Source organism: Nocardioides albus, from assembly GCF_014648255.1.
Lineage (GTDB): Bacteria > Actinomycetota > Actinomycetes > Propionibacteriales > Nocardioidaceae > Nocardioides > Nocardioides albus.
On sequence record NZ_BMQT01000007.1, the window covers coordinates 269,087 to 290,739 of the forward strand.

At 69.4% G+C, this 21,653-nt stretch carries 20 protein-coding genes; 19 read left to right on the plus strand and 1 reads right to left on the minus strand.

Features of this window, described 5'->3' with window-relative positions; genetic code table 11:
• The first annotated feature begins 14 nt into the window (after positions 1–14).
• The 3 genes from IEY84_RS16615 to IEY84_RS16625 are packed head-to-tail and all read left to right on the plus strand — an operon-like array spanning position 15 to position 4,182.
• The gene (locus IEY84_RS16615) at positions 15–959 is read left to right on the plus strand and encodes a carbohydrate ABC transporter permease (RefSeq protein ID WP_183550723.1); all 945 of its coding nucleotides are present in this window, start codon (positions 15–17) and stop codon (positions 957–959) included.
• The gene (locus IEY84_RS16620) at positions 956–1,807 is read left to right on the plus strand and encodes a carbohydrate ABC transporter permease (RefSeq protein WP_183550720.1); all 852 of its coding nucleotides are present in this window, start codon (positions 956–958) and stop codon (positions 1,805–1,807) included. Before IEY84_RS16615 ends, IEY84_RS16620 begins: the two co-directional genes overlap by 4 nt.
• A complete protein-coding gene (locus IEY84_RS16625; RefSeq protein ID WP_183550717.1) occupies positions 1,804–4,182 on the plus strand; it encodes a beta-xylosidase/alpha-l-arabinosidase in 2,379 nt (792 codons plus the stop codon). Before IEY84_RS16620 ends, IEY84_RS16625 begins: the two co-directional genes overlap by 4 nt.
• Positions 4,183–4,308: 126 nt before the next feature.
• Here the strand turns inward: IEY84_RS16625 and IEY84_RS16630 are convergent, their stop codons facing one another.
• The gene (locus IEY84_RS16630) at positions 4,309–5,511 is read right to left on the minus strand and encodes an ROK family transcriptional regulator (RefSeq protein WP_183550714.1); all 1,203 of its coding nucleotides are present in this window, start codon (positions 5,509–5,511) and stop codon (positions 4,309–4,311) included.
• A 139-nt stretch (positions 5,512–5,650) separates the two neighbouring features.
• On the opposite strand from IEY84_RS16630, the gene xylA reads away from it, so the two are divergent.
• From xylA to IEY84_RS16710, 16 genes are all read left to right on the plus strand, one after another.
• Positions 5,651–6,805, plus strand: coding sequence for a xylose isomerase (gene xylA, locus IEY84_RS16635; protein ID WP_183550711.1), 1,155 nt, complete (start codon positions 5,651–5,653; stop codon positions 6,803–6,805).
• A 22-nt stretch (positions 6,806–6,827) separates the two neighbouring features.
• Positions 6,828–8,222, plus strand: a complete 1,395-nt coding sequence (gene xylB / locus IEY84_RS16640) for a xylulokinase (RefSeq protein ID WP_183550708.1) — start codon at positions 6,828–6,830, stop codon at positions 8,220–8,222.
• Between the two features lie 326 nt (positions 8,223–8,548).
• Positions 8,549–9,169, plus strand: a complete 621-nt coding sequence (gene pgsA, locus IEY84_RS16645) for a phosphatidylinositol phosphate synthase (RefSeq protein ID WP_183550705.1) — start codon at positions 8,549–8,551, stop codon at positions 9,167–9,169.
• Positions 9,166–9,963 carry an inositol monophosphatase family protein gene (locus IEY84_RS16650; protein WP_183550702.1) on the plus strand — a complete coding sequence of 266 codons (798 nt, stop codon included), beginning with the start codon at positions 9,166–9,168 and terminating at the stop codon, positions 9,961–9,963. The genes pgsA and IEY84_RS16650 overlap by 4 nt, the downstream gene beginning before the upstream one ends.
• A 133-nt stretch (positions 9,964–10,096) precedes the next feature.
• Positions 10,097–10,993 carry a pyridoxal 5'-phosphate synthase lyase subunit PdxS gene (pdxS, locus tag IEY84_RS16655; protein ID WP_183550699.1) on the plus strand — a complete coding sequence of 299 codons (897 nt, stop codon included), beginning with the start codon at positions 10,097–10,099 and terminating at the stop codon, positions 10,991–10,993.
• Complete coding sequence (gene pdxT / locus IEY84_RS16660) at positions 10,990–11,562, plus strand: pyridoxal 5'-phosphate synthase glutaminase subunit PdxT (RefSeq protein WP_183550696.1); 573 nt, start codon at positions 10,990–10,992, stop codon at positions 11,560–11,562. Before pdxS ends, pdxT begins: the two co-directional genes overlap by 4 nt.
• 107 nt (positions 11,563–11,669) lie before the next feature.
• Positions 11,670–12,437, plus strand: coding sequence for a YebC/PmpR family DNA-binding transcriptional regulator (locus tag IEY84_RS16665; RefSeq protein ID WP_183550692.1), 768 nt, complete (start codon positions 11,670–11,672; stop codon positions 12,435–12,437).
• A gap of 200 nt (positions 12,438–12,637) precedes the next feature.
• Positions 12,638–13,162, plus strand: coding sequence for a crossover junction endodeoxyribonuclease RuvC (ruvC, locus tag IEY84_RS16670; protein WP_183550690.1), 525 nt, complete (start codon positions 12,638–12,640; stop codon positions 13,160–13,162).
• The gene (gene ruvA, locus IEY84_RS16675; RefSeq protein ID WP_183550688.1) at positions 13,159–13,758 is read left to right on the plus strand and encodes a Holliday junction branch migration protein RuvA; all 600 of its coding nucleotides are present in this window, start codon (positions 13,159–13,161) and stop codon (positions 13,756–13,758) included. The genes ruvC and ruvA overlap by 4 nt, the downstream gene beginning before the upstream one ends.
• Positions 13,759–13,764: 6 nt before the next feature.
• Complete coding sequence (gene ruvB / locus IEY84_RS16680) at positions 13,765–14,847, plus strand: Holliday junction branch migration DNA helicase RuvB (RefSeq protein WP_183550686.1); 1,083 nt, start codon at positions 13,765–13,767, stop codon at positions 14,845–14,847.
• Positions 14,848–14,934: 87 nt separating this feature from the next.
• The gene (gene yajC, locus IEY84_RS16685) at positions 14,935–15,291 is read left to right on the plus strand and encodes a preprotein translocase subunit YajC (protein ID WP_183550684.1); all 357 of its coding nucleotides are present in this window, start codon (positions 14,935–14,937) and stop codon (positions 15,289–15,291) included.
• A gap of 7 nt (positions 15,292–15,298) precedes the next feature.
• Complete coding sequence (gene secD, locus IEY84_RS16690) at positions 15,299–17,008, plus strand: protein translocase subunit SecD (protein WP_183550682.1); 1,710 nt, start codon at positions 15,299–15,301, stop codon at positions 17,006–17,008.
• Positions 17,008–18,255, plus strand: a complete 1,248-nt coding sequence (secF, locus tag IEY84_RS16695) for a protein translocase subunit SecF (RefSeq protein WP_183550680.1) — start codon at positions 17,008–17,010, stop codon at positions 18,253–18,255. The genes secD and secF overlap by 1 nt, the downstream gene beginning before the upstream one ends.
• On the plus strand, positions 18,252–18,818 hold the full coding sequence (locus tag IEY84_RS16700) for an adenine phosphoribosyltransferase (RefSeq protein ID WP_183550677.1): 567 nt from the start codon (positions 18,252–18,254) through the stop codon (positions 18,816–18,818). Before secF ends, IEY84_RS16700 begins: the two co-directional genes overlap by 4 nt.
• 62 nt (positions 18,819–18,880) lie before the next feature.
• Entirely contained in the window at positions 18,881–21,196 is a 2,316-nt protein-coding gene (locus IEY84_RS16705) for a RelA/SpoT family protein (protein ID WP_221209218.1), read from the plus strand.
• Positions 21,197–21,489: 293 nt separating this feature from the next.
• Positions 21,490–21,648: a hypothetical protein gene (locus tag IEY84_RS16710; protein ID WP_183550674.1), complete on the plus strand. Its 159-nt coding sequence runs from the start codon at positions 21,490–21,492 to the stop codon at positions 21,646–21,648.
• Positions 21,649–21,653: the final 5 nt, after the last annotated feature.

The window sequence follows — 21,653 nt, forward strand, 5'->3', positions numbered from 1 at the left end:
GGCACGGTCGCCTCGTGAGCTCTGAAGCAACCACCGGTGCGGTCGCCTCGGAGCGGCCGCACCGGCCTCACGACGGCTGGCGCAAGTGGGCGGAGATCGCGTTCTTCGTCACCCCGGCCCTGGCCCTGATGGCCCTGTTCGTCGCCTGGCCGATCATCACAGCGGCGCGGTTCTCGCTCTACGACTGGAAGGGCCTCGGTCCGCTCGACGACTTCGTCGGGTTCGAGAACTACGCCGAGGTGCTCGCCGACGACGTCTTCCGTGACGCGGTCGCCCACAACATGATCATCGTGGTCGGCTCGATCATCGTGCAGCTTCCGCTGGGCGTGGCCATCGCGCTGCTGCTCAACCGCAAGATGGCGGGACAGGGGGTGCTGCGAACGCTGATCTTCGTCCCGTACGTCCTGGCCGAGGTCATCGCCGGCGTCATCTGGTTCCAGCTCCTGCAGCCGGAGTACGGCCTGGTCGACGCGCTCATGAACGGCATCGGCCTCAGCCCGCCCGAGCAGGGTTGGCTCGGCACCCCCGAGGTCGCTCTGTGGGTGGTGCTCGCGGTGCTGACCTGGAAGTACCTCGGCCTGGCGGTGCTGCTGTTCCTCGCGGGCCTGCAAGGTGTCTCCGAGGAGCTCTACGAGGCGGCACAGCTCGACGGTGCGAGCTGGTGGCAGACGCAGTGGCGGATCAGCATCCCGCTGCTCGGCCCGACGATCCGCACCTGGTGCTTCCTGTCGATGATCGGCTCGATCCAGTGCTTCGACATGATCTGGGTCCTCACCGGAGGCGGGCCCGCCGACGCGACGACCACGATGGCGACGTACCTGATCGACGAGGGCACCAACCGGCACAACTACGGCATCGCAGGCGCCGCCTCGGTGGTCCTGTTCGCGATCGCGTTCGTGATGGCGCTCGTCTACCAGCTGGTCGTGCTGCGCCGTGACACCAAGGAGGCGGCGGTATGAGTGTGAGGACCAACCTGGCGCCGCGCGGCAAGCGCGGCGGCAACAACGTGCTTGTCTACCTGGTCTCGCTGATCGTCGTGGCGATCACCGTCGGACCGGTGCTCTACGGCGCGATGGGCGGCTTCCGCACCAACGCCCAGCTGGCCGAGAAGCCGACCGGGCTGCCCGACCCGTGGGTCACCTCCAACTACTCCGGCGTGCTGAGCGGCGGGTCGTTCTGGACGTACGCGGTGAACTCGACCGTCATCGCGGTCATCACGACGCTGGTCGCGGTGGTCTTCGGGGTGATGGCTGCCTACCCGCTGGCGCGCTACAAGTTCAAGGGTCGCGAGGCGCTGTTCATGGTCTTCGTGCTGGGCCTGCTCTTCCCGGCGGCGGTCGCGGTGATCCCGCTGTTCATCCTGGTCACCCGCGACCTGGGGATGGGCAACACCTGGTGGGGCGTGGCCCTGCCGCAGGCGGCGTTCGCGCTGCCGCTGACGGTGGTCATCCTGCGGCCGTTCCTGATGGCGCTGCCGCGAGAGCTCGAGGAGGCGGCCCTGATCGACGGTGCCTCACGGATCGGTGTCTTCTGGCGGATCATGCTGCCGCTGTCGATGCCGGGCGTGATCACGGTGGCGGTGCTCGCCTTCGTGACCTCCTGGAACGCGTACATCCTGCCGCTCCTTCTGCTGCAGGACGACATGCGCACGCTGCCGCTCGGGGTGGCCGACTTCTCCACCGAGCACTCCGCCGACACCGCCGGTGTCCTGGCGTTCACGACGATTGCGATGATCCCCGCGCTGGTGCTGTTCCTGGCACTGCAGCGCCGGATCGTCTCCGGACTGCAAGGAGCGGTGAAGGGATGACGGACGCCCACATGCGCGCATGGCCGCAGGTATCCACTCGGGTGCAGGAGCTGCACGCGCAGATGCGGCTCGAGGAGAAGCTGGCGCAGCTCGTCGGTTTCTGGATCGACCACGGCGACGAGGTGGTCGCGCCGCTGGCCGACGAGATGACTGCAGGCGCGCCCGAGCGGCTCGCCGAGGTCACCGAGCACGGGATCGGCCACTTCACCCGCGTTTACGGCACCCGGCCGGTCGACCCGGCCGAGCGGGCGCGGTGGCTGTGGGAGGAGCAGCGGCGGCTGCTGCGCGAGACCCGGCTCGGCATCCCGGCGCTGGTCCACGAGGAGTGCCTCACCGGGCTGGCCGCCTGGAAGGCCGCCTGCTTCCCGACGCCGCTGGCGTGGGGCGCCGCCTTCGACCCGGACCTCGTCGAGGAGATGGCGTCGCTGATCGGCTCGTCGCTGCGTACGTTGGGGGTGCACCAAGGCCTCGCCCCGGTGCTCGACGTGATCCGGGACCCGCGCTGGGGGCGCACCGAGGAGGCCATCTCCGAGGATCCCTATGTGGTCGGGACGGTCGGGACCGCGTACGTCCGGGGCCTGCAGTCCGCCGGGATCCAGGCGACCTTGAAGCACTTCGTGGGTTACTCCGGCTCGCGGGCCGGCCGCAACCATGCTCCGGTCTCCGCGGGGCCCCGGGAGCTGGCCGACGTGTTCCTGCTGCCCTTCGAGATGGCTGTCCTCGACGGGGGTGCGAGGTCGGTGATGAACGCCTACAACGACATCGACGGCATCCCGCTGGCGGCCCACACCGAGCTGCTCACCGGGCTGCTGCGCGAGGAGTGGGGATTCGACGGGACGGTGGTGTCCGACTACTTCTCGGTCGCCTTCCTCGCGCTCATGCACGGGGTCGCGGCTGACCGCGGGCACGCCGCAGCGATGGCGCTCGAGGCCGGGATCGACGTCGAGCTGCCCAGCGGCGACGCCTTCCTCGAGCCGCTGGCCGCGCTGGTCCGCGCGGGTGAGGTGGATGAGACCCTCATCGACCGGGCAGTCCTCCGAGCGCTGTCCGCGAAGGAGGAGCTCGGGCTGCTCGACGAGCAGTTCACCGCCGAGCCTCCGACCGTCATCGACCTGGACACACCGGCGCACCGCGACGTCGCCCGTCGCCTGGCCGAGGAGTCCGCGGTCCTGCTGTCCAACGACGGCATCCTCCCGCTCGCCGAGACCGCCACCCGCCTCGCGGTGATCGGTCCCAACGCAGACCGTGCCGAGGCGCTGATGGGGTGCTATTCCTTCCCCAACCACGTCCTGGCCCACCATCCCGACGTCGCGCTCGGCATCGAGGTGCCGACGATCGCGGAGGCGCTGCGTGCCGAGCTGGGTTCCGCAGAGATCGAGGCCGTCCGGGGCTGTGAGGTCGAAGGCACCGACACCACCGGGATCGCGGCAGCCGTCGAGGCGGCGAGCCGTGCCGAGATCGCGGTCGTCGTCGCCGGCGACCAGGCGGGCCTGTTCGGCAAGGGCACCGTGGGGGAGGGCAACGACAGCGAGTCGCTCGACCTGCCCGGCGTCCAGCGTGAGCTGATCGAGGCGGTCGTCGCCACCGGGACCCCGACCGTCCTGGTGCTGGTCACCGGTCGGCCGTACGCCATCGGCTGGGCCCTCGACGGCCCGACCCGTCCCGCGGCGGTGCTGCAGACCTTCTTCCCGGGGGAGGAGGGCGGACCCGCGATCGCCCGCGTCCTCACCGGTGCCGTCAACCCGTCCGGCCGGCTGCCGCTGACCCTGCCGCGCTCGGCCGGAGCCCAGCCCTACACCTACCTGCACCCCATCCTCGGCGGCCCCTCCGGCGTGACCTCCGCCGACTCGACCCCGGTACGCCCGTTCGGCTTCGGCCTCTCCTACACCACCTTCGGCTACGTCGGCCTCGCGGCCGACCGATCGGTGGAAGCCGGTGGCACGTTCGAGGTAGCGGTGACCGTGACCAACCTCGGCGATGTGGCCGGCGTAGACGTGGTCCAGCTCTACGGCCGCGACCTGCTGGCCTCGGTAGCGAGACCGGTCTCGCAGCTACTCGGCTACCAACGGGTCGCCCTAGAGCCGGGCGAATCAGCCACGGTGCGCTTCGAAGTGCCCACAACCCGGCTGGCCTTCACCGCCCGCGACCTCACCCGCGTCGTCGAGCCCGGCGAGATCGAGGTCTGGGTAGCCGCCTCATCCGGCGAGAAGGTATCCACGGTCGTAGCCGAAGGCATCGCCGAGATCTCCGACGTAGAGGTAACTTCCGCCGCCGGGGACTCAGGCGTCGACAAAGCCCTCATCACCTTCACCGGCGAAGCCCACCAGGTCAGCACGACCGACCAGCGGCTCACGACGGCAACGGTCTCGCCCTAGCACCCCGGGGCGAGGCGTCACTCCCGTCGGCCGAGGCGTCACGCGCGTTGCCCGAGGCGTCACTCCCGTCGCCCGAGACGTCACCCCCGTCGCCCGAGGTGGCATTGTCGTGACGCCTCGGCCGACCTAACTGACGCTTCGACCTTGAGCGGCTTGCCGGGCGAGATGGGCCGCGGGGTCGGCGATGACGCGGCGTACGACGGTCCCGGCCGCTCCGCGCACGGCGGCATCGCTGCCGAGTCCGGAGACCAACAGTCTGGGCGGGGTAATGGCGCCGGTGTGGTGGCTGATCGAGGAAGAGGTCGCCGCGGAGAGCCAGGGGGCGAGCGTGGCGAAAGCACCACCGAGCACGATCGCGGTGGGGTCGAGGAGGGTGATGACCGAGGCGAGCGCGACGCCGAGGTGTCGCCCGGCGCCGGCGACGGCATCCAGCGCGGCCTGATCGCCCGCCTCGCAGGCGCGGATGAGATCGGTCATCGACGCCACCTGCGCATGGGCGAGGATCTCCTGCTGCCCGGCCATCCGCTCCAAGCAGCCGTGGCCGCCGCAGCCGCACTGCGGGCCGTCGGGGGCAACCACGACATGGCCGAGTTCGCCGGCGCCCGCGTGTGCCCCGCGGAAGACCTCGCCTCCGATCACGATGCCGCCACCGATGCCGATCTCGCCGGAGACGTGCACGAAGTCGCGCAGGGGAGCGCCGTCGAGCTCGTGACCGCCGAACCACATCTCGCCGAGAGCCGCCAGGTTGGCCTCGTTCTCCAGGTCGACCTCGAGCCCGGTGCTCTCGCGGACGGCGTCGGCGAGGTAGACCCGGTCCCAGTCCAGGTTGGGGGTGCGTACGACGGCCCCGTCGACGGTCAGGCCCGGCACCGCGACACAGGCCCCTGACAGCGGCAGACCCTGGGAGGCGGCGCTGCGGGCGGCCGTGCCGGCCACCTCGATGAGGTCGGCGACCACGTCGTCGACGTCGCGGCCGCGGTTGTCGCGGCGTACGACGTGGTGGTAGCGGGGTTTGCCGGTCAGATCGGTCACCACTGCGGCCAGGTAGTCGACGTTGACCTCCAGGCCGAGGCCGGCGGTGCCTCCGGGAGCGAGGCTGAGCGCCGTGGCGGGCCTACCCCGCTCGGTCGCGGCCGGGGCGCTCTCCTGGAGCAGGCCGGCGGAGATCAGATCGGACACCAGCCCGGATACCGACGACTTCGTCAGGCCGGTGCGCGCAGCGACCTGGGCCCGCGAGACCGGGCTGGTGCGGGCTACCTCGCCGAGCACGAGCGCGAGGTTGCTCGCCCGCATCCCGGCATGCTGGGCGGGCTCGGTTCTGGCGGTCATGCACGGGATTAGACCAAGTTATGAACTTTGGGTCAAGCGACTCGTCGATGGACTAAGAGAGGGTTGACAATGTGACGTCCGTCGCGCTTCACTGTGGCCATATAGTCCGAGTCATGAACTAATGTGAGGAAGCAAGGCTATGACGGATTACACCCCCACCGCCGAGGACAAGTTCACCTTCGGGCTGTGGACCGTGGGCTGGAACGGACAGGACGTGTTCGGATCGGCGAGCCGGCCTCACCTCGACGTCGCCCACTCGGTGCACAAGCTGGCCGAGCTCGGCGCCTACGGCATCACCTTCCACGACAACGACGTCTTCGCGATCGACGCGAGCGACGCCGAGCGTCAGGCGGAGATCGACAAGCTCAAGGCTGCGCTGGACGAGACCGGCCTCAAGGTGCCGATGGCCACCACCAACCTCTTCGGTCACCCGGTCTTCCGTGATGGTGGCTTCACCTCGAACGACCGCGAGGTGCGCCGCTACTCGATCGCCAAGGTCGCGCGCAACATCGACCTCGCCGCCGAGCTCGGCGCCACGACGTACGTCATGTGGGGTGGCCGTGAGGGTGGGGAGTCCCACGCCGCCAAGGACATCGCGTCCGCGCTGGACCGCTACCGCGAGGCGGTCAACCTGCTCGGCGACTACGTGACCGAGCAGGGTTACGACATCCGGTTCGCCATCGAGCCGAAGCCCAACGAGCCCCGCGGCGACATCCTGCTGCCGACGATCGGCCACGCGCTCGCCTTCATCAACTCTCTCGACCGTCCCGAGATGGTCGGCCTCAACCCGGAGGTCGGTCACGAGGAGATGGCCGGGCTCAACTTCGCCTCCGGTGTCGCCCAGGCGCTGTGGCACGGCAAGCTCTTCCACATCGACCTCAACGGCCAGCACGGCCCGCGCTTCGACCAGGACCTCCGCTTCGGCGCCGGCAACCTACGCGGCGCGTTCAACCTGGTCGACCTGCTGGAGACCAAGGGTTACGACGGCCCGCGCCACTTCGACTTCAAGCCGCCGCGCACCGAGGACGAGGACGGCGTGTGGGCCTCGGCCGCGGGCTGCATGCGCAACTACCTCGTGCTGCGTGAGCGGGCCAAGGCGTTCCGGGCGGACCCGGAGGTCAAGGCCGCGCTCGAGGCCTCGCAGGTCGAGGAGCTGTCTGTGCCGACCCTCGCCGAGGGGGAGACGCTCGATGACATCCGCAAGGCGACCTACGACATCGAGAAGCTGGACCACGGCTACGCGTTCGAGCACCTCGACCAGCTGGCCATGGACCACCTCCTCGGCCTGCGTTAGGTAGAGGGTTAGGTTGCCGAGCATGCCACTCGTCGCCGGGGTCGACTCCTCGACCCAGTCCTGCAAGGTCGTCGTCCGGGACGCGGAGACCGGGGCGCTGGTGCGCTCCGGGTCCGCGCCGCACCCCGAGGGGACGGAGGTGGACCCGGCGGCGTGGTGGATCTCGCTCGAGTCGGCCGCCGAGGCGGCCGGCGGGCTCGATGACGTCGCCGCGATCTCCGTCGGTGGGCAGCAGCACGGGATGGTCTGCCTGGACGAGGCCGGAGAAGTCGTACGTCCCGCGCTGCTGTGGAACGACACCCGCTCCGCCGGCGCGGCCAGCGCGCTCAACACCGAGCTGGGTGCCGCGGCCTGGGCCGAGGCCGTCGGGTCGGTGCAGGTGGCCAGTTTCACGGCCACCAAGCTGCGCTGGCTCGCCGAGCACGAGCCGGACGCCGCGGCCCGGGTCGCGGCGGTGTGCCTGCCCCACGACTGGCTGACCTGGAAGCTCGCGGGTGCGCCGGGGCTGGAGGCGCTGCGTACGGATCGGAGCGATGCCAGCGGCACCGGCTACTACTCGGCGGTGACCGGTGAATACCGTCGCGACCTGCTCAAACGAGCTCTCGGACGTGACGATGTCGTGCTGCCGGAGGTGCTCGGGCCGTCTTCGTCGGCGGGGCGGACACCGGCCGGGGCGCTGCTCGGTCCGGGTTGCGGCGACAACGCCGGTGCGTCCCTCGGCGTCGGCGCCCGGCCCGGCGACGTGGTCGTCTCCATCGGCACGTCCGGGGTCGCCTGCGCGGTATCGGAGACGCCCACCTTCGACGCCTCGGGTGCCGTCGCGGGCTTCGCCGACGCCACCGGTCGCTACCTGCCGCTGGTCGCCACCCTCAACGCAGCACGGGTCCTCGACGCCACCACCCGGCTGCTCGGGGTGAGCCACGAGGAGCTCTCCCGGCTGGCACTCGAGGCCCCCTCGGGCTCTGGTGGCCTGGTCCTCGTCCCCTACCTGGAGGGCGAGCGCACCCCCGACCGTCCCTCGGCTCGGGGCGTGATCCACGGTCTGACGCTGTCCACCGCCGAGCCCGCCTATCTTGCGCGTGCGGCCGTCGAGGGTCTGCTCTGCGGCCTCGCCGACGGCATCGACGCTCTGAAGGCCCAGGGCGTCGCGGTCAACCGCGTACTCCTCGTCGGCGGCGGCGCCCGCTCCGAGGCCGTACGCCGCCTCGCCCCTGTCGTCCTCGGCCACCCCGTCCTCGTCCCCGAGCCGGGGGAGTACGTTGCCGACGGCGCCGCCCGCCAGGCCGCCTGGGCCCACGCCGGCGGCGCGGAGCCCCCGACCTGGGAGCTAGCGGGCACCCAGACGTACGAAGCCACCCCCGACCCCGCCGTCCGCTCCCGCTACGCCGAGGTCCGCGATCTGACCGAAGGAACCTAGCCGAGACGTCACGCACGTCGCCCGAGACGTCACCCCCGTCGCCCGAGACGTCACCCCCGTCGCCCGAGACGTCACCCCCGTCGATCGAGGCGTCAGGTACGTCGGGCGAGGCGTCAGGTACGTCGGGCGAAGCGTCACTCGCGTCGGCCGAGAGGTCACTCCCGTCGGGCGAACCGTCAGTTGATGACGTTTCGGCCGACGGGAGCGACGCCTCGGCCGACGGGCTTGACGTTTCGGCCGACGGGGGTGACGCTTCGGCAGAATGTGAGTGACGTTTCGGTGCGCGGGAGTGACGCTTCGGCGGGATCCGATAGCGTGGCCGCGCCATGTTGGATCACATCAAAGGCTTCGTTCAGGGAGTCGTCCTCGCGCCCATCGTCCGGCTGTTCGTGGCGCTGAAGATCAGCCCCGACCTCGTGACTCTCGTCGGCACCATCGGAGTCGCGGTCGGGGCGCTGGCCTTCTACCCTCGCGGCGAGCTGCTCGCCGGCACGATCTTCATCACCTGCTTCGTATTCAGCGACCTGATCGACGGGGCGATGGCACGCGCGGTGGGACGTACCTCGAAGTTCGGTGCCTTCTGGGACTCCACCCTTGACCGGTTCGGCGACGGTGCCGTCTTCGGTGGCCTGGCGCTCTACTTCGCCGGTCCGGGCGACTCCGACCTCTATCTCGCCCTGACCCTGTGGTGCCTCGTGACGGGAGCAGTCACCTCCTACGCCCGCGCCCGCGCCGAGTCTCTGGGCTTCACCGCCAACGTCGGCATCGCCGAGCGGGCCGACCGGCTCGTCCTGGTCCTCGTGCTGACCGGCTTCGCCGGCATCTTCTCCCTCGACCTGCTCATCTACATCGCGCTCTGGATCCTCGCGGTCGCCTCGACGATCACCGTCGTCCAGCGTGTCTGGACGGTCCGTAAGCAGGCAATCGCCGAGGAGGCAGCCGCATGAGCGCGCCGGTCGAAGCAGACGTACGCCTGGCGGCCGAGCTCGTCCGCGGCGCCGGCTCGCTGGCGGCGAAGATGCGCAGTGCCGGCATCGGCGACTCGATCGAGACCAAGACCTCGGTCTCCGACGTGGTCACCGCGGCCGACAAGGCCGCCGAGAAGGCGATCGTCGACCGCCTCGCCACCGAGCACCCCGGCGACGGCATCCTGGGGGAGGAGGGCTCCGCTCGCGAGTCGGCTACCGGCCGGGTGTGGACCATCGACCCGGTGGATGGCACCTACAACTTCGTACGCGGCCTCGACTGGTGGTGCTCGGCTCTGGCGCTGACTGACGAGGACGGCATCGTCCTGGGCGCGATCTACTCACCGGCGGAGGACGCGGTCTACGTCGGCGGACCCGAGCTGCCCACCACTCGCAACGGAGTCCGGCTCGACGCGATGCCGGACACGCCGCTCGCCCTCGCCTGCCTGACCACCTACCTCCACCCGGCCAAGCTGAGGCACCCCTCCGGCGAGGCGTACGTCCGTGTCGCAGCCAAGGCCGCCTCGATCCGGATCCTCGGCTCCGGTTCGATGGACCTCACCGCCATCGCCCAGGGCCGGCTCCACCTCTTCTGTCAGCATTCAGTCCCCGACTGGGACCGCCTCCCCGGCGCCGCCCTCGTCCTCGGGGCCGGCGGCACCACGACCCAGGTCGAGGCAGGCGGAGTCCTCTGGTCCCTCGCCGGCGCGCCGAGCGCGGTAGCCGAGGCCGCTGAAGCCCTCACGGCCGACCCGGCGCAACTGCCCCAGGAATAGCCGCCGACCCGGCGCATCTGCCCCACGGCCTGGGACAGATGCGCCGACTCGGCATCAGTCCACTTGGGGAACAGTGGCCTGACCAGGGGTTTCCGAGGATGGCGTAGGTCGGATCCCGACCTACGATCACGTCATGGCAACAAGCATGAACGAGACGGGAACCTCGCGGGTCAAGCGCGGGATGGCGGAGATGCTCAAGGGCGGCGTGATCATGGACGTGGTCACCGCCGAGCAGGCGAAGATCGCCGAGGACGCCGGGGCGGTGGCGGTGATGGCGCTCGAGCGCGTCCCCGCCGACATCCGCGCCCAGGGTGGCGTGAGCCGGATGTCCGACCCCGACATGATCGACGGCATCATCGAGGCCGTCTCCATCCCGGTCATGGCCAAGGCCCGGATCGGTCACTTCGCCGAGGCCCAGGTGCTGCAGTCCCTGGGTGTCGACTACATCGACGAGTCCGAGGTGCTCACCCCGGCCGACTACGAGAACCACATCGACAAGTGGGCTTACACAGTGCCGTTCGTGTGCGGCGCGACCAACCTCGGTGAGGCACTGCGCCGTATCACCGAGGGCGCGGCGATGATCCGCTCCAAGGGCGAGGCCGGCACCGGCGACGTCTCCAACGCGGTCACCCACATGCGTACGATCCGCCGCGAGATCCGCCGCCTCGGCGCGCTCGCCGAGGACGAGCTCTACGTGGCGGCCAAGGAGCTCCAGGCTCCCTACGAGCTGGTCAAGGAGGTCGCCGAGAACGGCAAGCTCCCGGTCGTCCTCTTCACCGCCGGCGGCATCGCGACCCCCGCCGACGCCGCGATGATGATGCAGCTCGGCGCCGAGGGCGTCTTCGTCGGCTCCGGCATCTTCAAGTCCGGCAACCCGGCCCAGCGTGCCGAGGCGATCGTCAAGGCGACCACCTTCCACGACGACCCCGACGTCGTCGCCAAGGTCTCCCGCGGCCTCGGCGAGGCGATGGTCGGCATCAACGTCGACGAGCCCGCCAGGTCGATCCAGTTCGCGGAGCGCGGCTGGTGACCACCGTCGGCGTACTCGCCCTCCAAGGCGACGTCCGCGAGCACCTCGCCGCTCTCGACCGCCTGGGGGTGAAGGGGATGTCCGTACGCCGCCGGGAGGAGCTCGACGCGTGCGACGCGCTCGTCATCCCCGGCGGTGAGTCGACGACGATGTGGCGCCTGGCGCGTACGTTCGAGCTGCTCGACCCGCTCCGCGAGCGGGTCCGCGGCGGGATGCCGGCGCTCGGCACCTGCGCCGGCATGGTGCTCCTGGCCGACCGGCTGCTCGATGCGGCCCAGGGCCAGGAGACCATCGGCGGGCTCGACATCACGGTCCGGCGCAACGCCTTCGGGCGCCAGACGGAGTCGTTCGAGACCGACCTGGAGGTCACCGGGCTGGCCGAGACGGTCCACGGCGTCTTCATCCGGGCGCCCTGGGTCGAGGAGATCGGCCCAGGTGTCGAGGTGCTGGCGAGCGTGGGGGAGCACCCCGTCGCCGTACGCCAGAACCAGCTCATGGCGACCTCGTTCCATCCCGAGGTCAACGCCGACGACCGGCTGCATCGGCTCTTCGTCGACACCTGCTGCTGACGGTGACGCACCGCACGTAGTTAGAATGGGCACCTGCTGCCCTGTGACGACTCCGGAGGCGGCACGACAAGCATCAGCGACGACGCGGGGCAAAGGACGGTTTCCAGATGAGCGGCCACTCCAAGTGGGCAACGACGAAGCACAAGAAGGCGGCGATCGACGCCAAGCGCGGCAAGCTCTTCGCCAAGCTCATCAAGACGATCGAGATCGCGGCCAAGACCGGCGGTCCTGACCCGTCCGGCAACCCGACCCTCTACGACGCGATCCAGAAGGCCAAGAAGCAGTCGGTCCCCAACGACAACATCGACCGCGCGGTCAAGCGCGGTGGTGGGCTCGACGGTGGCGGCGTCAGCTACGACACGATCATGTACGAGGTCTACGGCCCCCAGGGCGTCGCGCTCCTCATCGAGTGTCTGACCGACAACCGCAACCGGGCGGCCATGGAAGTGCGCACCGCGGTCACCCGCAACGGTGGGACCATGGCCGACCCAGGCTCGGTGAGCCGGCTCTTCGACCGCAAGGGCATCGTCGTCGTGGCCAAGGCGCAGGAGGGCAAGACGGTCTCCGAGGACGACCTCCTCGAGGCCACCCTCGACGCGGGTGCTGAGGACGTCAACGACCTCGGTGAGTCCTTCGAGATCGTCTCCGACCCCTCCGACGTGGTCGCGGTCCGCACCGCGCTGCAGGAGGCCGGGATCGACTACGACTCCGCCGAGGTCCAGTTCGTGGCCTCCATGGACATCCCGGTCGCCGACGCCTCGGCCGCGGAGAAGGTCTTCAAGCTGATCGACGCCGTCGACGACCTCGACGACGTACAGAACGTCTTCTCCAACGCCGACGTCCCCGACGAGGTCATGGAGACCGTCGACGCCTGACCTCCTCGCTGGTCGAGCCGGATTCGTGAGGAACGAGCGAATCCGTGTCGAGACCAACACGGTTCTGTCGAGCGGACAGAGGACTGTGTTGGTCATCTCGACAAGCTCGATACAACGCTCGACACGCCTCCGCCCAGGGGCTCCGGCGGCTCGACCAGCGATGCCGGTACGCTACGAACAGACGTTCGATGGAGGTTCTGATGCGGGTGCTTGGGATCGACCCCGGTCTGACCCGGTGCGGGATGGGCGTGGTCGACGGGTCGCTCGGCCGGCCGCTGTCGATGGTGGACGTCGGCGTGATCCGTACGTCCTCAGATCTTCCCGTCTGGGAGCGGCTGGTGAGCATCGAGACAGGGATCGACGCCTGGATCGAGGAGCACCGGCCCGACGCGGTCGCGATCGAGCGGATCTTCGCGCGCTCGAACGTCTCGACCATCATGGGCACCGCTCAGGCCAGTGGTCTGGCCATGGTCTGCGCCGCGCGACGCGGGATCCCGGTTGCCCTGCACACCCCGTCCGAGGTCAAGGCGGCCGTCTCCGGCAACGGCCGCGCCGACAAGGCCCAGGTCACCGCCATGGTGACCCGGATCCTGCGCCTCCCGACCCCGCCGAAGCCGGCCGACGCCGCCGACGCGCTCGCGCTGGCCATCACCCACCAGTGGCGCGGAGGCGCCCAGAACCGCATCGAAGCCGCGGTCGCCGCGGCCGGAAGGGTCCGTAGATGATCGCGTCCGTACGCGGCAAGGTCGCCGCCGTGAGTCTCTCCACCGCCGTCGTCGAGGTCGGCGGCATCGGCATCGAGCTGCTCTGCACCCCCAACACGCTGGCCACGCTCCGCGCCGGCGAGGAGGCCGATCTCGCGGCCAGCCTGGTCGTGCGGGAGGACTCGCTGACCCTGTTCGGGTTCACCGACACCGACGAGCGCACCCTGTTCGAGCTGCTCCAGACCGCCTCCGGCGTCGGCCCGAAGCTCGCCCAGGCGATGCTCGCGGTCCTCTCTCCCGACGGCATCCGTCTGGCCATCGCGGGCGAGGACGCCAAGACCCTCACCAAGGTCCCCGGCATCGGCCAGAAGGGCGCCCAGCGGATCATCCTGGAGCTCAAGGACAGGATCGGCGCACCGACCGGCACCGCCTCCGCCCCGGCGCCCGCCACCGCAGCGGCCCCGTGGCGCGACCAGGTCGCCGAGGCCCTCGTCGGCCTGGGCTACAACGCCCGCGACGCCGACAAGGCGGTCACCGCGATCGAGCCCGAGGCCGGCGACCAGGCCAACATCTCGGTGCTGCTCCGGGCGGCCCTGCGCACTCTTTCGAAGGCATAAGGACCCATGCACGAGGACGACCTGGACCGGGCCGAGGAGGACTACTTCTCGTCCCTCACGATCGCCGAGGCCGACGGCGACGACCGAGCCGTCGAGGCGGCGCTGCGCCCCAAGAGCCTCGACGAGCTGATCGGCCAGCAACGCGTCCGGGAACAGCTCAGCCTCGTCCTGGAGGCGGCGCGGCAGCGTGAGCGAGCCCCGGACCACGTACTCCTGTCCGGGCCGCCCGGTCTCGGCAAGACCACCCTCGCGATGATCATCGCCGCCGAGATGTCGGCGCCGCTGCGGATCACGAGCGGTCCCGCGATCACCCACGCCGGAGACCTGGCCGCGATCCTGAGCGGCCTCAACGAGGGCGAGGTGCTCTTCGTCGACGAGATCCACCGGATGAGCCGCCCTGCCGAGGAGATGCTCTACCTGGCGATGGAGGACTTCCGGGTCGACGTGGTCATCGGCAAGGGACCGGGCGCGACCGCGATCCCGATCGACCTGCCGTCGTTCACGCTGGTCGGCGCGACCACGCGAGCCGGTCTGCTCCCGGGACCCCTCAGAGACAGGTTCGGCTTCACCGGCCATCTCGAGCTGTACGACCCGGCCGACCTCGAGCTGATCGTGCGCCGCTCGGCCGGGCTGCTCGACGTCCCCCTCAAGGACGACGGCGCCGCCGAGATCGCCGGCCGCTCCCGCGGCACGCCCCGGATCGCCAACCGGCTGCTGCGCCGCGTACGCGACTATGCCCAGGTCAAGGCCGACGGCACGGTCACCCAGCAGGTCGCCCAGAAGGCGCTGGACCTCTACGAGGTCGACCCGCTCGGCCTGGACCGCCTCGACCTGGCCGTCCTCGACGCGCTGTGCCGCCGCTTCGGCGGGGGACCGGTGGGCATCTCCACCCTCGCCGTCGCGGTCGCGGAGGAGCGTGAGACGGTCGAGGAAGTGGCCGAACCGTTCCTGGTTCGCTCCGGCTTCCTTGCTCGTACGCCGCGGGGCCGTGTAGCCACCCCTGCCGCCTGGGCCCACCTGGGGCTGCCGGTGCCCGCCAACACCGAGGCCGCTGCCTGGTCGGTGGACACACTCTGGGATGAGCCCTGAGTCACAGTCTCAACCAGGTCCCTGGTTAGACTTGCACGTCGCCGTGCGACTGCCGGTGACCCCTGAGACTGTCGGAGCCGAACCCCCGTGGAATTCCTGCCTTTTATCGTCATCATCGTCCTGTTCTACTTCCTGCTGATCAGGCCGCAGCAGAAGCGCGCCAAGCAGGCTCGTGAGCTGCAGCTCAACCTCCAGCCGGGTGACAGGGTGATGCTGACCGCCGGTCTGTTCGGCACCGTGGCCGAGGTCGAGGAGTCCACGGCGAACATCAAGGTCGAGATCGCTGACGGCGTCGTCATCCAGGTGGTGCGCCAGGCGGTGGCCCAGAAGGTCGTCGAGGCGCCTGCCGAGGAGGCCGGCGAGGAGACCGAGGTCGAGGCTGCGGCCGACGACACCTCGGCCGACGCCGACAACGTCATCGTGGACCTCGACAAGAAGGACTGACCAACACATGGCACGCAAGACAGCGCGCCCCGGCCGGACACTCGCACTGCTTTTCCTGGCGATCGCGATCATGTTCGGCGGCATCGCGTTCGCCGGCACCTGGAAGCCCGAGCTGGGCCTCGACCTGCGCGGCGGCACCGAGATCTCGATGACCGCGGAGAACTCCGAGGGCGGATCGGTCCCGAGGGAGAGCCTCGACGAGGCCAAGTCGATCATCGACCAGCGGGTCAACGGCAGCGGCGTCACCGGTGGTCGGGTGACCACCGAGGGCAACGACGTCATCAAGGTCTCCATCCCCGGCACCGGCAAGGTGCAGCAGGAGACCGCCGAGCGCGTTCGGCAGACCGCGAAGCTCCGCTTCCGGCTGGTCGCGTGCAGCCCGCAGAAGCCCTGCGGCGCCGCCGCGGGCTCCGACCCGGGCTCGATGATCCAGGACCCCTCGGCCGGCACCGCGCCCGGCACGTCGCCCCGTGCGCCGTTCGGCGGCGAGACCGTCGAGCCCGCCTCCGGCGAGAAGGCCTCGGGCAGCCCGAGCGCCTCGGCGAGCACCAAGCCCGAGTCGAAGGACGCCGAGAAGAAGGACGACCCCAACTCGACGGTCCCCGTCGACGAGGCCGTCGACTTCATGCGCAACCCCCCGGCGGAGTGGGCTACCCGATACAACAGCTTCACCTGCCCGGCGCCCGGCGCCGACCCGGTCGAGGACCTGCCCGGCGAGCCCCTGCTGACCTGTGATGACGACGGCGTCCCCTACCTGCTGACCCCTGCGGTCATCGAGGGCACCGAGATCAAGGAAGCCTCCTACGGCATCCCGCAGCAGCAGGCCAACTACGTCGTGACCCTGGACTTCAAGTCCGACGGCAACAAGGCCTTCGCCGAGACCACCGGCGCGATCGCCGGCACCGGCGAGCAGTTCGCGATCACCCTCGACGGCAAGGTCATCTCCGCCCCGACCGCCGACTCGCGGATCAGCGGTGGCGCCCAGATCAGCGGTGACTTCACCCAGGAGTCCGCGGCTGCGCTCGCCAACAACCTGAAGTACGGCTCGCTGCCGCTGGACTTCCCCGAGGACGGGATCCAGACCAAGGTCATCGGCCCGAGCCTGGCCGGCAACCAGCTCACCGCAGGACTCTGGGCCGGCCTGGTGGGTCTGATCCTCGTGGTGATCTTCTCGATCCTCTACTACCGCGCGATGAGCATCGTGGTGATCGGGTCGCTGATCGTCGCGGGTGCGATGACGTACGGCATGATCCTGCTGCTCAGCGAGACCGCCGGCGTCACCCTGGACCTCCCGGGTGTGGCCGGTCTGATCGTCGGTATCGGCATCACCGCCGACTCCTTCATCATCCTCTACGAGAGGATGCGTGACGACATGCGCGAGGGCCGCTCGATGCGGGTGGCCGTCGACACCGCCTGGCCGCGGGCTCGTAACACGTGTCTGGCCTCCGACGGTGTCTCGTTCCTGGCCGCGTTCGTGCTCTACGTCTTCGCGACCAACGAGGTCAAGGGCTTCGCGTTCATGCTCGGGCTGACCACGATCATCGACGTGCTGGTGTTCTTCTGGTTCACCCACCCGATGACGAAGCTCATGGCGACCTGGGGCTTCTTCAACAAGGGCCACGTGCTCTCCGGCATGGACAAGCGCGCTATCGGCACCGTCGACGTCCCCACGGGCACCAGCCCCAAGGGCACCACTCTGGTCGGAGGCAAGGCCTGATGAGCAAGCTCTCCATCTCGCGGCTCGGCAAGGAGCTCTACACCGGCGAGAAGTCCTTCGACTTCGTCGGCCGTCGGATGCTCTGGTACGCCGTCTCCGCTGTCGTGCTCGTCGCGGTCGTCCTCGGCGTCTGGCTCCAGGGCATCAACCTCGGCATCGACTTCACCGGCGGCACGCGCTACACCGTCACCGTGGCGCAGGCCGACCAGGAGCTGGCCGACGACCTGCGTACGGCCGTCGGTGAGACCGACGTCGAAGCTGCCGACGGCGCCACCGTGCGCACGGCCGGTGGCAAGTCGATCGTGATCGAGACCAAGGCGATCTCGGACAACTCCGAGGCCGACGACTCGATCATGGAGGCGATCACCACGACCGCCGACGTGGCCGAGGACGACGTCAGCCGCACCGGCATCGGTCCCAGCTGGGGCCAGCGGGTCGCCTCCAAGGCGGCGCTCGCGCTGGGCATCTTCCTCGTCGGCGTGGTCCTGTTCATCTGGATCTACTTCAGGGAGTGGAAGATGTCGGTCGCGGCCGTCGTCGCTCTGCTCCACGACGTGGTGATCACGGTGGGCGTCTACGCCATCATCGGCTTCGAGGTGACGCCGGCGACGGTCACAGGCTTCCTGACCATCCTCGGTTACTCGCTCTACGACACCGTGGTGGTCTTCGACAAGGTCAAGGAGAACACCCGAAACCTGTCGCAGAAGAAGCAGACCTACGCCTCGGCGGCCAACCTGGCGATCAACCAGACCCTGGTCCGTTCGGTGAACACCTCGATCATCGGTCTGCTGCCGGTCGTCGCGATCCTCTATGTCAGCGCGGTCCAGCTCGGCACCTCCTCGCTGAAGGACATCTCGCTGGTCCTCTTCGTCGGTATGGCCGTCGGCACCTACTCCTCGATCTTCATCGCCACCCCGCTGCTGGTGCACCTGAAGTCGAAGGAGAAGGACATCGTCGACGCCGACAAGCGTGCCGCGGCGCGGATGAAGGAAGCCGACAAGTACGCCGCAGTGCCCGTCTTCGACGAGGGCATGCCGGTGGCGGCCGACGAGGAGCCGGACGAGCTGCGCGAGTCCGAGTCCGGGTCGGAGGACCTTCACGAGGCGGGCGTGGCCCGGGGCACCAGCCCCAACACGTCTCCGACCGGCCGAGGGCGCAACGTACCCAACCAGCAGCGGTCGGTCTCCGACAGCGGTGCTGCCGGACGCCCGCAGCCGAAGCGCGAGTCCAGGTCGAAGCGCAAGTGACTCTCGCTGAGACAGGCGCAGGCGGCCGGTCGCTCGAGGAGACTCTCGAGCGGCTGGTCGCCGACGTGCCCGACTTCCCCGAGCCGGGTGTCGGGTTCAAGGACATCACCCCGCTCCTGGCCGATCACGCGGGCTTCACCCAGGTGGTCGAGGCGCTGGCCGCGCCGGGCCGCGACGCCGACGGCAACCCGACCGTCACCAAGGTGCTCGGCATGGAGTCGCGCGGTTTCATCCTCGGCGCGCCCGCCGCTCTGCACCTCGGGGTCGGCTTTGTCCCCGTACGCAAGGCCGGCAAGCTCCCGCGCGAGACCCATGCGGTCTCCTACTCGCTGGAGTACGGCGAGGCGATCCTGGAGATCCACACCGACGCGGTCGCGCCGGGGGAGCGGGTGCTCGTCATCGACGACGTGCTCGCCACCGGCGGCACCGCTGCGGCCACGATCGAGCTGGTCGAGCGCTGTGGCGGCATCGTCGCCGGCGTCTCGGTGCTGCTCGAGCTGGGTTTCCTCGACCCGCGCAGCAAGCTCCCGGGCACGCAGGTGCACTCGCTGTTGGTCAGTTGACAGGTCCAGCATGCAGGTGCCGTCCTAGCCAATGCTCCGGGTGCGGCCGGTAGACTCTGGCTATGGCAGAGGATCGCATCGTCGCGCAACCTCGTGCGCACAACATCGAGGCGCGGGAGAGCAGCGGCCCCGCGCCCTCGGGCCGCAGCGTACGTGCGCGTCTGGCCCGGATGGGCGGCCGAGGAAACCCGGGCAACCCTGTGCTCGAGCCGCTGTTCCGGGCGGTGCGGTCCAACCACCCGAAGGCCGACCTGACGCTGCTGGAGCGCGCCTACGTCACCGCGGAGCGCCTTCACGGCACTCAGATGCGTAAGAGCGGTGATCCCTACATCACCCACCCGCTCGCGGTGACCACGATCCTCGCCGAGCTCGGCATGACTGAGCCGACCCTGGTGGCGGCGCTGCTGCACGACACCGTCGAGGACACGCCCTACACGCTCAAGGAGCTCACCCGCGACTTCGGTGAGGAGGTCGCCCACCTCGTCGACGGCGTCACCAAGCTCGACAAGGTCACCTACGGCGACTCCGCGCAGGCCGAGACGATCCGCAAGATGGTCGTCGCGATGTCGCGCGACATCCGGGTGCTGGTCATCAAGCTCGCCGACCGTCTGCACAACATGCGTACGCTGCGCTACGTCCCGCAGAAGAGCCAGGAGCGCAGCGCCCGCGAGACCCTCGACATCTACGCGCCGCTGGCCCACCGGCTCGGCATGAACACCATCAAGTTCGAGCTCGAGGACCTCGCCTTCGCGACCCTCTACCCGAAGATGTACGACGAGCTGGTCCGCCTGGTCGCGGACCGCAACCCGTCGCGCGAGAAGTTCCTGGCCCAGGTCATCGACCAGGTCGAGCGCGACCTGCACGAGGCCCGGATCAAGGCGACGGTCACCGGGCGACCCAAGCACTACTACTCGATCTACCAGAAGATGATCGTCGGCGGTAAGGACTTCTCCGACATCAACGACCTGGTCGGCATCCGGATCCTGGTCGAGGACGAGCGTGACTGCTACTCCGTCCTCGGCATCCTGCACTCGCGCTGGAACCCCGTCCTGGGGCGCTTCAAGGACTACGTCGCGATGCCGAAGTTCAACATGTACCAGTCGCTGCACACCACCGTCATCGGCCCGCAGGGCAAGCCGGTCGAGCTGCAGATCCGCACCTTCGCGATGCACCGACGTGCCGAGTTCGGCGTTGCCGCACACTGGAAATACAAGGAGGACGGCCGCGCCGGGGTCGACACCGACCGACCGATGGACAACGACATGAGCTGGGTCAAGCAGCTCATGGACTGGCAGTCGGAGGTCAACGACCCCGGCGAGTTCCTGGAGTCGCTGCGCTTCGAGATGAAGCGCACCGAGGTCTACGTCTTCACCCCCAAGGGCGACGTGATCGCGCTGCCGGCTGACGCGACCCCCGTCGACTTCGCCTACGCCGTCCACACCGAGGTCGGAAACAAGACCATCGGTGCCCGCGTCAACGGCCGTCTGGTGCCGCTGGAGTCGACCCTGGAGAGCGGCGACGTCGTCGAGGTCTTCACCTCCAAGTCGCCCAACGCGGGCCCGTCGCGCGACTGGGCCTCCTTCGTCAAGTCCAACCGGGCCAAGGCCAAGATCCGGCAGTGGCACACGCGCGAGCGTCGCGACGAGGCCATCGAGAAGGGCCAGGACGCGATCGCCCGGCTCATGCGTAAGGAGGGTCTGCCCCTCAAACGGCTGATGTCGCGCGAGTCGCTCATGCTGGCCGCCAACCACTTCGACGTCGGCGATGTCGAGTCGCTCTACGCCGCGGTCGGCGAGAGCCACCTCTCCGCCCAGGCGGTCGTACGCCGCGTCATCGAGGACCACGGCGGCGACGACGGTGCCGCCGAGGATCTCGCCGAGGCCATCAACATCGGTCGCCGGCGTCACGGCAAGGTCTCCGCCGCCGGCTCCGACGCCGGGGTGATCGTCAAGGGGTCACCGGACGTGTGGGTCAAGCTCGCCAAGTGCTGCACCCCGGTGCCCGGCGACGACATCCTCGGGTTCGTCACCAAGGGCGGGGGAGTCTCCGTCCACCGCACCGACTGCACCAACGCCGCCGAGCTCCGCGCCCACCCTGAGCGCCTGCTCGAGGTCGAGTGGGGCTCCACGTCCAACTCCGTCTTCCTGGTCAACATCCAGGTCGAGGCACTTGACCGGGCCCGGCTGCTGTCCGACATCACCATGGCCCTCTCGGATGCCCACGTGAACATCCTCAGCGCACAGCTGACCACCACCCGCGACCGGGTCGCGAAGTCCCGCTTCTCCTTCGAGATGGCCGACTCCAAGCACCTCGACACCGTCTTGAAGCAGGTACGCACCGTCCCCGGTGTCTTCGACGCCTACCGCGTCACCCAGTGAGGGAGTGAGCGGCCAATGGGCCCGTTCACCTGGTTTCTGATTGCTGTAGGCGTCGTGATCGTCGGCGCGGTCGTGTGGCAGTCGGTGAGAAAGTCATCGCGGGGCGTCGACGAGTCTGCAGTGAACAGAAACACGGACGACACGATGCGGAAGGGCGGATCCCATGGCGTTCTGCCTCCCGGCTAGGGCCTGTGAGCCGGTTCCGCTTCGATCGTCATGGCCCACGTGGGTCGACTTGATCTTGATAAGGTAAAGGACCGCGTCGTCCCGGGCGCGCGAGGAATGGAGTACGCATGTTCACCTGGATCCTCATCATCGGCGCCGTACTCCTTCTCGCGGGCCTGGCCTGGACCAGCAGCGGCCCGGCTCGCAAGGGGGCTGTCGACTCCGAGGCCGTACGTAACGCCAAGCGCGACAACAACGCCAAGGGCGACTACTTCGGCGGCATCTAACCCCT

Excerpts from the sequence above, each read along its gene's own strand:
- ruvA (WP_183550688.1), top strand. The coding sequence starts at position 13,159 with ATGATCGCGTCCGTACGCGGCAAGGTCGCCGCCGTGAGTCTCTCCACC.
- secD (WP_183550682.1), top strand. The coding sequence starts at position 15,299 with ATGGCACGCAAGACAGCGCGCCCCGGCCGGACACTCGCACTGCTTTTC.
- IEY84_RS16625 (WP_183550717.1), top strand. The coding sequence starts at position 1,804 with ATGACGGACGCCCACATGCGCGCATGGCCGCAGGTATCCACTCGGGTG.
- xylA (WP_183550711.1), top strand. The coding sequence starts at position 5,651 with ATGACGGATTACACCCCCACCGCCGAGGACAAGTTCACCTTCGGGCTG.
- pgsA (WP_183550705.1), top strand. The coding sequence starts at position 8,549 with ATGTTGGATCACATCAAAGGCTTCGTTCAGGGAGTCGTCCTCGCGCCC.
- xylB (WP_183550708.1), top strand. The coding sequence starts at position 6,828 with ATGCCACTCGTCGCCGGGGTCGACTCCTCGACCCAGTCCTGCAAGGTC.
- ruvC (WP_183550690.1), top strand. The coding sequence starts at position 12,638 with ATGCGGGTGCTTGGGATCGACCCCGGTCTGACCCGGTGCGGGATGGGC.
- secF (WP_183550680.1), top strand. The coding sequence starts at position 17,008 with ATGAGCAAGCTCTCCATCTCGCGGCTCGGCAAGGAGCTCTACACCGGC.
- IEY84_RS16705 (WP_221209218.1), top strand. The coding sequence starts at position 18,881 with ATGGCAGAGGATCGCATCGTCGCGCAACCTCGTGCGCACAACATCGAG.
- IEY84_RS16665 (WP_183550692.1), top strand. The coding sequence starts at position 11,670 with ATGAGCGGCCACTCCAAGTGGGCAACGACGAAGCACAAGAAGGCGGCG.
- IEY84_RS16620 (WP_183550720.1), top strand. The coding sequence starts at position 956 with ATGAGTGTGAGGACCAACCTGGCGCCGCGCGGCAAGCGCGGCGGCAAC.
- ruvB (WP_183550686.1), top strand. The coding sequence starts at position 13,765 with ATGCACGAGGACGACCTGGACCGGGCCGAGGAGGACTACTTCTCGTCC.
- IEY84_RS16650 (WP_183550702.1), top strand. The coding sequence starts at position 9,166 with ATGAGCGCGCCGGTCGAAGCAGACGTACGCCTGGCGGCCGAGCTCGTC.
- IEY84_RS16710 (WP_183550674.1), top strand. The coding sequence starts at position 21,490 with ATGTTCACCTGGATCCTCATCATCGGCGCCGTACTCCTTCTCGCGGGC.
- pdxS (WP_183550699.1), top strand. The coding sequence starts at position 10,097 with ATGGCAACAAGCATGAACGAGACGGGAACCTCGCGGGTCAAGCGCGGG.
- IEY84_RS16630 (WP_183550714.1), bottom strand. The coding sequence starts at position 5,511 with ATGACCGCCAGAACCGAGCCCGCCCAGCATGCCGGGATGCGGGCGAGC.